The organism is Stenotrophomonas sp. YJH_SMC_101-4 (genome assembly GCF_059370395.1).
Genome location: NZ_JCAFTP010000006.1, coordinates 231,230 through 243,640 on the forward strand (window position 1 = coordinate 231,230; position 12,411 = coordinate 243,640).

Annotated in this window: 12 protein-coding genes and 1 riboswitch; of the genes, 5 read left to right on the forward strand and 7 right to left on the reverse strand. The window is 67.1% G+C overall.

Annotated features, from left to right (window positions below; all coding sequences use genetic code 11):
- The first annotated feature begins 1 nt into the window (after nt 1).
- The 5 genes from AC5P8D_RS19645 (at nt 2) to AC5P8D_RS19665 (ending at nt 3,500) form a co-directional block, all read left to right on the forward strand.
- Nucleotides 2–577: an OmpO family porin gene (locus AC5P8D_RS19645; protein ID WP_004134798.1), complete on the forward strand. Its 576-nt coding sequence runs from the start codon at nt 2–4 to the stop codon at nt 575–577.
- 121 nt (nt 578–698) lie between these two features.
- Entirely contained in the window at nt 699–1,466 is a 768-nt protein-coding gene (locus AC5P8D_RS19650) for a helix-turn-helix transcriptional regulator (RefSeq protein ID WP_143993692.1), read from the forward strand.
- A 68-nt stretch (nt 1,467–1,534) separates the two neighbouring features.
- Nucleotides 1,535–1,903, forward strand: coding sequence for a VOC family protein (locus AC5P8D_RS19655; RefSeq protein ID WP_043400702.1), 369 nt, complete (start codon nt 1,535–1,537; stop codon nt 1,901–1,903).
- Nucleotides 1,904–2,024: 121 nt separating this feature from the next.
- Nucleotides 2,025–2,999 carry a Dyp-type peroxidase gene (locus AC5P8D_RS19660; protein ID WP_010487139.1) on the forward strand — a complete coding sequence of 325 codons (975 nt, stop codon included), beginning with the start codon at nt 2,025–2,027 and terminating at the stop codon, nt 2,997–2,999.
- Nucleotides 3,000–3,083: 84 nt separating this feature from the next.
- The gene (locus AC5P8D_RS19665) at nt 3,084–3,500 is read left to right on the forward strand and encodes a hypothetical protein (RefSeq protein ID WP_191850430.1); all 417 of its coding nucleotides are present in this window, start codon (nt 3,084–3,086) and stop codon (nt 3,498–3,500) included.
- 106 nt (nt 3,501–3,606) lie between these two features.
- Here AC5P8D_RS19665 and pnuC read toward each other — a convergent pair whose 3' ends face one another.
- From pnuC to AC5P8D_RS19700, 7 genes are all read right to left on the reverse strand, one after another.
- Nucleotides 3,607–4,176 (reverse strand): nicotinamide riboside transporter PnuC, encoded by a 570-nt coding sequence (gene pnuC / locus AC5P8D_RS19670; protein WP_019338380.1) that lies wholly within the window; start codon nt 4,174–4,176, stop codon nt 3,607–3,609.
- Nucleotides 4,177–4,184: 8 nt separating this feature from the next.
- The gene (locus tag AC5P8D_RS19675) at nt 4,185–6,374 is read right to left on the reverse strand and encodes a TonB-dependent receptor (RefSeq protein WP_010487135.1); all 2,190 of its coding nucleotides are present in this window, start codon (nt 6,372–6,374) and stop codon (nt 4,185–4,187) included.
- Nucleotides 6,375–6,444: 70 nt separating this feature from the next.
- Nucleotides 6,445–6,540, reverse strand: a riboswitch (TPP riboswitch).
- A gap of 43 nt (nt 6,541–6,583) precedes the next feature.
- Nucleotides 6,584–7,708: a phosphotransferase enzyme family protein gene (locus tag AC5P8D_RS19680; RefSeq protein ID WP_329763730.1), complete on the reverse strand. Its 1,125-nt coding sequence runs from the start codon at nt 7,706–7,708 to the stop codon at nt 6,584–6,586.
- Between the two features lie 128 nt (nt 7,709–7,836).
- Nucleotides 7,837–8,244: a glycine zipper 2TM domain-containing protein gene (locus AC5P8D_RS19685; protein WP_053442358.1), complete on the reverse strand. Its 408-nt coding sequence runs from the start codon at nt 8,242–8,244 to the stop codon at nt 7,837–7,839.
- A gap of 246 nt (nt 8,245–8,490) precedes the next feature.
- On the reverse strand, nt 8,491–10,482 hold the full coding sequence (locus AC5P8D_RS19690; RefSeq protein WP_495203586.1) for an XVIPCD domain-containing protein: 1,992 nt from the start codon (nt 10,480–10,482) through the stop codon (nt 8,491–8,493).
- A gap of 111 nt (nt 10,483–10,593) precedes the next feature.
- Nucleotides 10,594–11,364: a hypothetical protein gene (locus tag AC5P8D_RS19695; RefSeq protein ID WP_495203587.1), complete on the reverse strand. Its 771-nt coding sequence runs from the start codon at nt 11,362–11,364 to the stop codon at nt 10,594–10,596.
- A 378-nt stretch (nt 11,365–11,742) separates the two neighbouring features.
- On the reverse strand, nt 11,743–12,381 hold the full coding sequence (locus AC5P8D_RS19700; protein ID WP_010487129.1) for a response regulator: 639 nt from the start codon (nt 12,379–12,381) through the stop codon (nt 11,743–11,745).
- Nucleotides 12,382–12,411: the final 30 nt, after the last annotated feature.

The window sequence follows — 12,411 nt, forward strand, 5'->3', positions numbered from 1 at the left end:
GATGAACAAGAATTCGCTGCTTGCCCTGGGTCTTCTGGCTGCCCTGCCGTTCGCTGCATCGGCAACCGATGGCCTGTCGTACAACTACGTTGAAGGCGGCTACGTGAACACCGATGCCAAGGGCGGCGACGCCGATGGCTGGAAGGTGAAGGGTTCCGTTGCGGTGCACCCGAACTTCCACGTCTTTGGCGACTACAGCGCCCAGGAAACCGACAAGTTCAAGAATGACGTCGACCAGTGGCGCCTGGGTGTCGGCTACAACTACGGCATCGCACCGAACACCGATCTGGTGGCCCGTGTTGCGTACCAGAAGTACGACGAGAAGCGCGGCCTGGACTTCAACGGCTACTCCACTGAAGTGGGCGTGCGCACCGCGTTCAACCCGTACGTGGAAGGCTACGTGATGGCCGGCTACGAAGATTTCAGCAAGAAGCACGGTTACAACCCGGACGGCGAGTTCTACGGCCGTGTCGGCGCCACCGCCAAGTTCAACCAGAACTGGGGCCTGAGCGGCGAAGTGAAGCTGGCCAAGGCTGGCGACCGCGAGTGGTTCGTGGGCCCGCGCTTCACCTGGTAACAAACGCCTGTCGTTAGTGCGTGTTGTGCTGGCGTGTGACTCTCTCTCTCCCACACGCCAACCGAAGCCCGGCCTCGCGCCGGGCTTCACTTTTATGGGCCCTGTAGCGCGACAATGCGGCATGGGCGACTCTTCCCCCCTCGCAGGTACTGGCACGGCCTACCAGGAGCATCCGGCGCCTGCGCCGCTGCGCGGCCACTTTGGTCAGCTGTGGCAGAGCCAGCTTCCTGACGATGCCGATGGGCACATCACCGTACTGCCCGATGGCTGCGTGGATATCCTCTGGCGCGACGGTGCGTTGTTCGTGGTCGGCCCGGACCGCGTGGCCGCGCACCCGGCGCTGGCACCCGGTGCGCAGGTGCTGGGGGCACGCTTCCGTCCCGGCCAGGCATTGGCCGCGCTGGGCCTGCCCCTGGCCGAGATCATCGGCCAGGCCGTGCCACTGGCCGATCTGAAGGGCGCGTGGGCGAGCAAGGCGGCGGCCTCCATTGGTGACACCGCGCCTGCACAGCGCCTGCAGCGGATGGCGCACTGCCTGCAACAGCATATGGGTGCGTCCGCGCTCGATACCCCGGCGCAGCGTGCACATGCCCTGTTTCAGGCGCTCGCCATTGGTGACGCCACGCTGGATACGCTGGCGGCACGCCTGAGCCTGAGTCCGCGCAGCCTGCGGCGCTTCAGCCAGTCGCAGTTCGGCTATGGGGCGAAGACGCTGGAGCGGATCCTGCGCCTGCAACGTTTTCTTCGCCACAGCCGCGCGCTGCCACAGCACTCGCTGGCGATGCTGGCCGCCGAGGCCGGCTATGCCGACCAGGCCCATCTCAGTCGCGAGGCGCGTGAGCTGGGTGGCATGACCGCACGCGAACTGCGTCTGGAGTGGGGCCAATGATGGCCGTTTCGTTCAAGACCGCGATGCCACGTTGATTGAAGCTGGGGCTCCCACCACGGAGCCACGCCATGAGCCACGTCGCACCCCACGATGCCGAATGCCGCATCGACAACATTGAATTCAACGTCGCCGACATCGCCCGCAGCAAGCGCTTCTATGGCGAGGTGTTCGGTTGGCAGTTCACCGACTACGGCGCGGCCTATACCGAGTTCGACGATGGCCGCCTGAAAGGCGGCTTCGTGGCCGACGCGCCGGTGCGTGCCCACGGCGGGCCGCTGGTGATCCTCTACTGCGCGGACCTGGCCGATGCACAGCAGCGTGTGACTGCCGCTGGGGGCGAGGTGGTGCAGGCGGTGTTCGCGTTCCCCGGTGGCCGCCGCTTCCAGTTCCGCGATCTGGATGGCTACGAGTTGGCGGTCTGGAGTGATGTGGATTGAGGTCTTCGTACCTTCGCTGGTGGACGGAACGAGAACCGCTCCGTCCCCGGTCAGGTGGTTCCGCTATGATCGCCCGCACATCGCCACGCGATGCGCCCGCCTCAAGCCAGCAGGAACCGCCGTGAACTCCCAGCCCGCACCGATCACCGCCCTCAACCACACGCTCGACAACGAGCCGCAGCAGATCACTGCGCCACTGACCCATTCGGCGGCGTTCCTGGTGCTGAAGGTGAAGGACGACGAGGCGTCGATCGCGAAGGCACGCGAGGTCCTGGCCAGCACCGATGACCTGATCAAGAACACCGCCATCCGCGAGATCGAGCGCACCTTCACCTGCAACGTGGCCATTGGTCACCGCGTGTGGAAGCCGCTGGTGGGCACCACGCCGCCGCGTGAGCTGCAGCCGTTCCGCGAGATCAAGGGCGCGACCCACACCGCCGTGTCCACGCCCGGCGACCTGCTGTATCACATCCGCGCACGCACCATGGACCTGATCGTGGCGTTCGAGCGCAACCTGCTGATGGCCTTCGGCGATGCGGTGGAGACGGTCGATGACGTGGCCGGCTTCCGTTATTTCGATGGCCGCGATCTGCTCGATTTCGTCGATGGCACCGCCAATCCGGAAGGGCTGTCGCTGCCGGAAGCCACCATCGTGGGCGAAGAAGATCCCGAACATGCCGGTGGCAGCTATGTGGTGGTGCAGAAGTACCTGCACAACCTTGATGCCTGGCGCGCACAGAAGACCGAGGCGCAGGAAGCGATCATCGGCCGCACCAAGCACGACAACATCGAGCTGGATGATGCGCCGGCCGATGCACAGAAGTCGCACAAGACCCTGTGCACCATTGAAGACGCCGACGGCGAGCACGAGATCCTGCGCGACAACATGCCGTTCGCCAACCCGGGCCGTGGCGAGTACGGCACCTATTTCATTGGTTACACCCGCCGCCTGTGGGTGATCGAGAAGATGCTCGAGCGCATGTTCATCGGCAATCCCGCGCCGCTGCACGACCGCATCCTCGATTTCTCCACCGCCACCACCGGCGTGACCTTCTTCGCGCCCTCGCGCAAAGTGCTGGCCGATCTGGGCGATTGATCGCGCCGGGCAGCGGCGACCGCCATCTGCCTGTCATCTACCGCCCCGACCATCTGCTGTTGGATGCGAGTGCAGGAGCAGGTGATGGCCATGACAGGGAACAGAACCGGCATGCGCCGCTGGTGGCGGCCGCTGGCCGCGTTGTTCGGTGCGCTGGCACTGGGGAGCGCCGCGGTGTCCGCGCAGGAGGCCCCTGCGCACTGGATGGCCTATGCCGCCGCCGTGGGGGGCCAGCTGCAGCAGCGCCTGCAGCAGGAGCAGGAGCCGCAGGCGCAGCGCGTGCTGGAATGGCTGCAGGCACATCCGGACGCACCGACGCCGCTGCCGGTGAGCGTGTGGATCGCGGCGGATGGCCGCATCTCGAAGCTGGAATTCGATAGCCTGGGCGATGCCCAGGTTGACGCAGACCTGCGCGCGACCCTGCAGGCAGCGCCGTTGCAGGCGGCGCCACCGGCCGACATGCGCCAGCCGCTGCGGCTGGGCCTGGTGCTTACCCAGTAGATCCACACCATGCGTGGATATGCCTGGTAGATGCCGACCTTGGTCGGCAGGCACGCCAACCAAGGTTGGCGACTACCGGTGGCCCCCAGCCACGCATGGCGTGGCTCTACTGCGTTGCCACCTGCGGTTCACGCGCGGCCGCGCTCCATGCGCGCAGGCCGAACACGGCCAGGCCGAGGAAGAACACGTACAGCGCGGCGGTCACGTGCAGCGACTTGAACAGGTACGCACCCACATAGACCACGTCCACCGCGATCCACACCCACCAGCAGGCCACGTGGCGGCGTGCCTGCCACCACTGGCCGACCAGGCTCAGCGCGGTCAGCATCGCGTCCAGCCAGGGCAGTGCGGCATCGGTGAAGGTATGCATGGCCGCACCCAGCGCCACGCCACCACACAGGCCGATGGCCAGGTCGCGCAGCAGCTTGCCGCGCGCCAGCGGCACGATGCGGATGCTGCCCTCATCGGCGGCATGCTGCCGCCAGTTGAGCCAGCCGTAGACCAGGAAGCCACCGAAGGCGACCTGCAGCAGGGTGTCCGAGTACAGCTTGGCCTCGGCGAATACCAGCCCGTACAGCGTCACCGACAGCAGGCCCACCGGCCACGCCACCAGCCGGCGCCGGGCCATCAGCCAGACGCCAAGGATGCTGCACAGTGCGGCGGTCCACTCGAGCATCACGCCGCTCACAGCGCGAACGTCACCGACAGGCGGGCCTGTCGCGGTGCGCCGGGGAACAGGTAGTAGTCACCGCCGCTGCTGCCGGTATCGCGCCAGTAGAAGCGGTTGAACACGTTGTCCACCGACAGGTTCCAGGTCACCGCACGCTCGTGCAGGCGATGCTGGAAGCGCAGACCAGCGTCGAACACCGAGTAGTCCGGTGCGCGCACGCCGCCGTCGGCACGTGCGACGTTGGCACCGGCATAACGCCAGCCGCCAGTGACATCCAGGCCCTGCACGAACGGCAGCGCATAGGCCACATGCACGCTGGCCCGCACCTTCGGCACATTCACCAGCTGATGGCCTTCATAAGCCGGCGTGCCGGTGTCGCGCGCACGCGCCTGCAGCACGCTGGCACTGGCCACGATCTGCAATGCATCGGTCAGCTGGCCGTTGGCGGTCAGCTCCAGGCCGGTGTGGGTCTGGGTGCCTTCCTCGACGAAGGTGTAGCCCACGTCGCTGTTGTCCGGCCTGGCGTACTGGTACGGCTGCGAAATGCGGAACACGGCCGCACCCAGGGTCAACGCCTCGACCGGTACGTACTTCACGCCCACTTCCAGCTGGCGCGACTGCACCGACGGCAGGAAGGTGTCGGCATTGCTGGTCCAGAACGGCGCTTCCTGGCCCAGCGAAATGCCGCGCACGTAACTGGCATAGGCGTTGAGCTGGTCGGTGGCCTTCCACACCAGCGCGGTCTGCGGCAGGAAGCGCGACAGGCGGCTGTGGCGCTGCGGGGTGCCGCGCTTGTCGTAGGCGCGCTCGTCGAGGCGCACGAAGCGGCCACCGGCCAGCCACTGCCAGTCGTCACCGAAGCTGATCCGGTCCAGCGCGAAGAAGGCGGTCTGGCGGCTGTCCAGGCGACGTGCGGACGGGCCGGGCATCTTCGGCGACGGCTCGAACACCGGCACCGGTGCCTCGTGGATGTTGGTGGTGCCGACGTACTCGTTGACGCTGGGGCGCTTGTCCACGGTGCGGCGGAAGTAGTCGGCACCGAGGGTCAGCTCATGGCCGACGCTGCCGGTCTCGAAACGGCCGCGCAGCTCGGCACGGGCCTGCTGGTTGCGGCGGGTGTCGTCCGGGCTGCGGTAGTCGTAGACGTCGTAGTCGCCATTGGGTGCGAAGTAGTTGCCCGGCACGCTGCCGTCGGCGCACTGCGTGGCGTAGTAGCAACCGTAGGCGAAGGCGACGTTGTCATCGATCACCGAGCGGCTGTGGCCGAGCGACACGCGCGACTGCCAGGCGTCATTGAAGTCGTAGGTGTGCAGTGCGGTGATGTTGGTGCTGGCGATATCCACCGGGCGCTGCCACGGCTGGTAGCCGAGCAGGTGCTCGCGGTCGACGCCGCGCGGCAGGTCACGCGCGCCCAGCAGCTGGTAGCCGGACACCGAACGCTGCGAGCTGGTCTGGTAGTTGGCATCCACTTCCAGCTTGCCGCGTTCGCCGATCAGCCAGTCGGCCGCGAGCGAGTAGAAATTGCGGCGGCCATCGGCGTGCTCGACATAGGAATTGCTGGAATCCCACGCGGCATTCAGGCGCAGGCCGAAGCGCGGGGTGATCCAGTGGCCGACATCGACGGCGACGTAGCGCGAGCCTTCCGAATCGGTACCGAGCGTGGCGGTGCGCACTTCGGCCGGGCGCTTGCCGATGTAGTTGATGATGCCGCCGGGCGCCATCACGCCTGCGGCCAGGCCGGCTTCACCCTTGAGGATCTCCACCGACTGCACGTTCTCCAGCGCCAGGCGCTGTTCGCCGGCGATGGACAGGCCGTTGAAGCGGTAGCCGGTGGCGGCGTCCAGCGCGAAGCCACGGATGGCGATGTTCTGGTAGTAGCCCACCGGCGCATACGCATCACCCAGCGAGGCATCGTTGCTGGCCAGCTCGGACAGCGAACGCACCTGGCGGCGATCGAGGTAGTCGCGCTCGAGCACGTTCACCGAGGCCGGCGTGTCCTTCCAGCTGCCGCCACCGAAGGCGTTCACGCGTGAGGTATCGGCCTTCGGTTTGCCGGCCTGCACGCGCACCGCTGCCAGTTCGGTCGGCGAGCGTTCGGCGCCATTGGCAGCCGCATCAGGGGACGCCTCGGCCTCGCTGGCGTGCAGCGGCAGCGCGGCGCAGAGGGCGAGGGAGAGCAGGGTGGGGCGAAGGCAGCGGTTCATTCGATTCGTCTTCGGACAACAAGGGAGACGAAGCGACGGCGCGCAGGTGCACCGGCCCATGACGGGGGTGTGGCTGCGGCTCAAAGCTCCCTACGCCGGTGCAAACCGGATCAGGTTCCAAGGGACTCTCTCAGCCTGGCAGATCCAGGCACCCCCGCTTCAGGTGACCATTTCACTACAAATGGTACGGATTTGCGAGCCGGCGCCCTTCAGGCTGCCGCGTGCAGGGCCTGCAGCAGTGCCTGTCCCGGCGCGCTGTGGAACCACGCCGGGTGCCCCAGCATGAAGGGCTGCCACGCCACGTCGGCATTCGCGGTCGAGCCGGTGACACCTTCGAAGTACTCCACTTCGGACAGTGCGAAGTCGAAATGGACCATCGGCAGCAGGTCGGCCAGCAGGTGCACGCGTGCCGCCGACAGCGGCAGTACCTGGCGGTAGCCGTCGAGCAGGGCCAGCGCGATATCGATGCGCACCGCCTCCATGCCGCGCTCCAGCTCCAGCCACGCCACCGCGTTGCGCTCGATCGCGGTGGCGAGGTCGAACAGTGCGCTGGTGGGCGAGGCCAGGCCGAAATCCAGCACGGTGCTGATCTGCCCATCGCGCCACAGCAGGTTGGAAACATGCCAGTCGTTGTGGGCCCACAGCCGCGGCTCGTCGCGCAGGCGCCTGGCCAGGCCGGCATGCCACGGCAACACGTCACGCTGCAGCTGCGCTTCCCACGGAATGCGCGCGAGATAGCGGGCCAGCCCGGGGCGCTCGTGCAGCCCTGCCTTGATGGCCGCGACCGGATCGTCGGCGCGGATCAGATCGTCGCGCGCGACCAGCACATGGGTGCTGCGCTGGGGCGCGTGGTAGCTGGCTGCGGCACGGTGCAGCTGTGCGAGTGCGCGTCCGGCTTCACGGGCCTGCGCGATATCGGTCAGCAGCGACCACGACACCGCGTCGCGATACAGGTCCTCACCGACGCCAACCGCATGCAGCTCGAAGGTCCATTCGCCATGCTCGACGGCAGTGTGGCCATTGGTGGCCGGCAGCACCTGTACTACCGGCACGCCGGCGGCGGCGAGATGGGCGATGAAGTGGTGTTCTTCTTCCAGGCAGGCCGCACTGCGCACGCTGTGGTGGTGGCGCTTGATGAACAGCGCGCCGTCCACGCCGTCGACGATGGCGGCGGCCGACAGCGGTCGGGGGCTGTGCCAGCGCGGTTGGCTGTGCTCGCCCAGCTGCGGGTAACGCCGGCGCAGCCACGCGATGGCCGCCGCGCTGATCGGTGGCCAGTCGGCAGCGACCTCGTCGTTGTTGAGGCCCTGCACGCGGTGGGAAGAAGAATTCATGCCGCAGCCCCGGTGGGGAAAGTCACATCCAAGGCTGCGCATTCAACGCCATGCACGCGGCCAACGCAAACGGGCGGGTCATCGACCCGCCCGTCCGTGCATCAGCTGCGGTGATGCTGCCGCGCTTCTTACCAGCCGCGATGGCGGCCGCGGTCGTGGTAGTAGCGGTTGTCGTAGTAGCGCTCGCGCTGCCAGCGACGATCATTGCCACGGTCGTAGTAGCCGCTGCGGTAGTAGCCACGGTCGTAACGGCGATCGTAGCGGTCGTCGTAACGGCGATTGTCGTAGTAACGACGGTCGCGGCGGTCGGAGGTCGTCAGGTTGCCGATCGCCCCGCCGGCCACGGCGCCGCCCACGGTGGCGGCAGGATCGCCGTTGGAGAGCAGGTTGCCGGCCACGCCACCGACCACGGCGCCGACCAGGGTGCGCTTGTCCTTCCTCGACATCGCGCTGGCATCGCTGACCACGGCCACACTGGCCACCAGTGCCAGAGCCATCGCCAGACCACGGAAGCTGAGTGCGGAAGTACTGAGCATGTTCGTTCTCCTGTGAGGTGCATGCCACGCTGGGCAGGGAGGGCGCGGGGCGCCCCGGCTGCCGTGGTGTCCACGCTGGCGTTCCAACATTGCCGGAACATTGCCTGGTCCACCGTGCGGCTTGCGCATTCATCTAGCGGCAGGTGGCATGAAGCGAGGCTGAAAGCGGCCTCGGCCGCTCAGCTGGCAGAAAGGGAAAAGGCCACGCGGACGTGGCCCTCCCTTCTCTCCCAAGGCGCTGCGGGCTTAGATGCCCATCGCCTTCTGTGCCTGCCGGGCCTGCTCCTGCTGGGCATCCTGCTGCTGGTGCAGCACGTTGGGCGCACCCTGCACGGCACCACTGCTGAGCGCAAGGCTCTGCTCGCTGGCGGCACGGGTATCCACCGCCACGCGGCTGGCGGCGGGGTCACCGATCGTGCCCTGCACGGCAAACAGGCGCTCACCGTTCGGGCTCGGCACCACCGTGTCGATGCGCTGCAGGCCGGCGGCATGCGCCTCCTTGGTCAGGGCCGCAGCGGCGCTTTCCAGCGCGTGGCGATCCTTGAAGGTGCCTGCCGGCATCAGTTCCAGACCCTTGCTGGCCTGGATGAACAATGGATTGCGCGGGTGCCGCTCGTCGTTCAGCAACGGCCGTTCGCGTGCGTCCTTGATCGCCTCCAGAGTCTTCGCCCCGACAATGCCGTCGGCCACCAGGCCGTTGTCCTTCTGCAGCTGGCGCACCGCCGCGTCGGTGTTGCGGCCGAAGCGGCCATCCTCGACCAGCGGCTTGCCGTCGGCACCGACGTAGCCGAGGTGGCCCAGCTGCTCCTGCACCCTGCGCACGCCCTCGCTGTGCGCACCCTGCTTGTACAGTTCGGCGTGCGGGGTGGCAGCGGCCTTGTGCTCGGCCGCAGGCTTGCCCTGTGTCTGCTCGTGCGACTGGGTGCGGTTTTCCAGCAGGTCGCGCGCCTTGGACAGCGGATCGGAGGCGTACAGCTTCCAGTTCGGGTGCTCCTTCACCTGCTTGAGGTAGTCCTCGACCGGCATGGTGTGCACGCCCTTGCTACCGGTGGACTGGCTGATCAGCAGCTTGTCGGTGTTGGGGGCGCGCACCACCATCACAATGTGGTCGATGCCGTTCCAGTGCTCATGGCGGGTCCTGGCCGTATCCAGGCCGATGATCATGCCTTCCTTCAGCGCATCGGGCTTCAGGATCGCGTCGCGGTCCAGCAGCACGCCGGACTGGTCGAACGCCTTGCGCACGATGCCGCCGGAACCCAGGTTGCCCAGGTCGATGCGATCAGCCTTGCTGAACACCGCATGCCCGGCCTTCTGGTTGATCTCGTCCATGGTCCGGTTCTGCAGCGTGCCGACCCAACCGGAACAGTCGATGTAACCCTGCTCCACGTTCTTGCCGGTCTTGCCCGGCACGTACAGCGCGTGACCCGGGATGTTGATGGCGTACTTGACGTGGTCGTACTTCACGCCGGCCTCGTAGGCGGCCTGCAGTTCGATGCCCGGCTTCGGCGCGGCAGCGGCTGTTGCGGTTGCCGCCAACGTGGCAGCACCGGCCGCTACGGCTGCGCTGACCTGTGCGGGCGCTGCCGCGGTCTGGCCCTGGCCCTGCGCCACCGCCTGCGGTTCGATGTTCTTTTCTGGAATGCTGATCGCCGCGTACTTGTGGATGTAGTAGCTGGAGAACGTCCGCGCCAGGTCACCATCGTTCATGCCGCGCATCTCGGCCAGGGTGTGGCCGGTCAGCGCCTTCGCGTCGGAACCGATCTGGTTCAGCACGTTGCGGCGCATGTTGATCTCTTCGCCGTGGCTGTTGCGCACCACGCCGAAGGTGCCGGTGGCAATGGCGGTCTGCACCGAGCCATAGCCGGCGCTGCCCTGCTGGTGGGCCAGGTACAGGTCCAGGCCGGTGGGCGTGTTGCCACCGGACAGGTACGGGTTGCCGGTGCGCTCGTTGCGGCGCGCCATCGAGTCCAGGTTGTCCTGGTACATCTGCGCGGCCGCCTCGGTGTTGCGGGTGGGGTCGAACTCGTGGCCGGTCAGGTGGTACTGGCGCGCGGAGCCGGGCACGAACTGGAACAGGCCCTTGGCGCCGGATGAGGTGTTGTGGGCGCGCTCGTTGAAGGTGCCGCCCGTCTCGATGTGCGCGAAGCGCATGAAGTCATCGACCGGAATGCCTTTCTGCCGGGCGACCTGCTCGACGATGTCCAGGACTTCCTTTCTGCTGTAGTCATGCTGTGCCATGACGTTTTCCTCGGGGTTGATGGAGCGGCGCATGCCGCGAATCGCCAACCGGACTCATCCGTGAGTCAAGAACATGTCGGTCAACAGGGAACCCGCGCGTGGCGGGTGCTATCAGGGCGCGACGTACTGCTGCGTCGCGCTGTCGAAGGTGTAGTGCACGGTGTCGCTGGCACCCAGGGCGCGGCTCTTGCCGGGGCCTTCGATGGTGGTGCCCTTGAAGGTCACGGTCAGGCGCGGCAGGCCGTTGCCCTCGGCAGCGAAGGCCAGTTCGCCATCGCTGCCGGTGCAGGGCATCACGTTGCCTTCGTCGCAGGCCGCGCTGTTGTCCTCACCGGTGCGCACCGAGCCGACATAGCGCCAGACCTTGCTGTCCACGTCGTCTTCGCTGCGCTTGGGGTTGAACAGCAGCAGCGCATAGCCGGTGCTGCTGATGCCGCGGTCGAAGCTGCGGGTCGGCACCGCCAGCAGCAGGCGGCCGTCGGCGGTGCGATGTTCAAGTGGCTTGCGCCGGGTATCGACATCGTCGGCCTTGTCGTACGCGCCCAGTGCGCCGATGGTCCATTCCTGGCCACGGAACTTCCATGGCTTCCTGGCGTCGGTGCCGGCCAGCACGAAGGTGGCCTCGGCGAGGTTGGCGCGGTCATCCGGACCGGCCGGCGTCTGCTCGCCCGGCTTGCCGTAGTGCTCGCGGGTATCCCAGGAGAAACCCGTGTAGTACGTGGTGCCATCGAGGGTGAAGGTGTGGCCGAACCAGAAGGTCGCCACGCTGCCGTTCTGGACCTCATAGGAGGTCGCGCCATCGCCGTCCATCTGGTAGGTGAAATACATGACGGTCGGCGCGTCGGGCGGGGTGACGGCGGCATCGGGGGTGGGGGTCTGCATCGGGGCAACATCCTGTCGGGGCGCATTGGCAGCCTGCGCAGGAGCGCCGGGCTGGGAGGACGAGGGGGCCGGATCGGCGGCGCTGCAGGCGGCAGCGGAAAGAGAGACGAGCAGGCACGCCGCGAATGCGCGCAGGGGTCGCACCGGCAGGGTCCAACGTAGCTTGGGGGAATGATGCATGCGCCTCTCCATGGTCAGCGTTGCCGGGCCAGACGGCCGGCAGGAAACCGCACCCCATCCACCAGGGACGGGAGCGAGGACATGAGCCGGTCGATTCCTTCGACCTCGCATTGAGAACTCATGCCGGGCCATCTTGGCACAGATCGGCGGCGGGTCAAAGAGGGCGGTGGCAGATGCCCTTCTTGTGTGATCTGGCTCTCAGATATTGCCGTCGCGCAGGTAATCGAACAGCTCGGCGTCGCCCTTCAGGCCCAGTTTGAGCATGGCGTCACCCTTCTGCCGGCTGATGGTGCTGACGCTCTTGTGCAGCTGCAGCGAGATTTCCTTCACGGTCATGCCGGTGCCCAGCAGCCGCAGCACCTCCACTTCGCGTGGCGACAGCGGCTTGCCGTCGCCCTCGCGCATGCGCCAGCTGCCGGCGGCCTCGACCCGCTCGCGCAGGCTTCGGCTGATGTAGGGCTGGCCCCGGTAGACCGACTGGATGGCCTGCGGCAGTTCGTCCATCGACGAACTCTTGTCGACCAGGCCGAGCACGCCGCTGTCGAGCACCATGCGCAGGATCGCCAGATTGTTGGAGACACTGAGCATCAGTACCGGCAGGTCGGGATGGCGGCGGCGGATCATGCCGATCATGGCGAAGCCGTCGGCCTGTGGGCTGCCGGGCATGGAGTAGTCGGTCACCAGCAGGTCGCAGGGCTGGCTGCCAAGCAGGGCCATCAGCGCCTGTGCACTGTCGGCTTCGCCGACCACGCGGCCAACCCCGCTCGATTCGATGACGGCGCGGGTACCGATACGGACCACCGGGTGGTCGTCTGCGATGATGATGCGCAAGCTCATGCTCTAGTATGACCACCGGGCAGGCCGGGC